We start from the raw sequence: 652 nt of genomic DNA, 5'->3' as shown, positions 1-652 counted from the left end.
GATCGTTCCCTCAGGTGGTGCCAGATCGCTTTGTCGCGGTCGTCCTTGTCCCACTCGAGGAACACGGAGTGGGGGAGGTGGAGTTCGGTGGCGACGGCGATCTCTACCGCGAGCTGGGGGTCAGCGGAGATCCTTTTGGGAGCATCACGGATTCGGGTAGGCGCTCGGCCTCGTTGAGCGCGAGCGTGACCACGAACAGTTTGTCGCCCTCGCCGCGGGCGGAGTGCTCCTCGAGCCACGCGGCCCAGTCCTCGGCGGTCATGTCGTTCTCGACGCACGCCTCCAGGAGCGCGGGCCGGAACGTCTCCCGGTTCCACTGCGGGGCCTCGTGCGGGGCGGGGGCGGCCGCGGACTGCTCGGGGGTCGGTGGGTGCTCGGCCATGAGCTGCTCGTAGGCCTTGGGGCGCAGCGCACGGATCTTCAGGTACTCGTAGCAGGCGTCGTGCTTGTTCTTCGCGCGGGTGAGCGCGGTCTTCGTCCGCTTGATCTGGGCTTCGTCGCCGGAGCGGACCGCGTGCTGGTGCACGCGTTCGGCGTAGGCGAGCGCGCGCAGGGCGTCGGTGGGGTCGTCGATCGCGATCGGCTGCGTCACCGACGGCAGCGACCGGTTCATCATCCGCTCACGCTGCGAGGCCTTCTTGGTCATGTCCAT

General features: G+C 68.6%; 1 protein-coding gene. It reads right to left on the bottom strand.

The genetic code is table 11. The features are described from left to right. Positions 1-103: 103 nt before the first annotated feature. A partial coding sequence (locus ABFX50_RS50945; RefSeq protein ID WP_346158550.1) for a hypothetical protein occupies positions 104-652 on the bottom strand: 549 nt, incomplete at its 5' end.

The organism is Nonomuraea recticatena, assembly GCF_039533245.1.
Lineage (GTDB): Bacteria > Actinomycetota > Actinomycetes > Streptosporangiales > Streptosporangiaceae > Nonomuraea > Nonomuraea roseola.
This window is presented reverse-complemented; position numbering and strand designations above follow the sequence as displayed.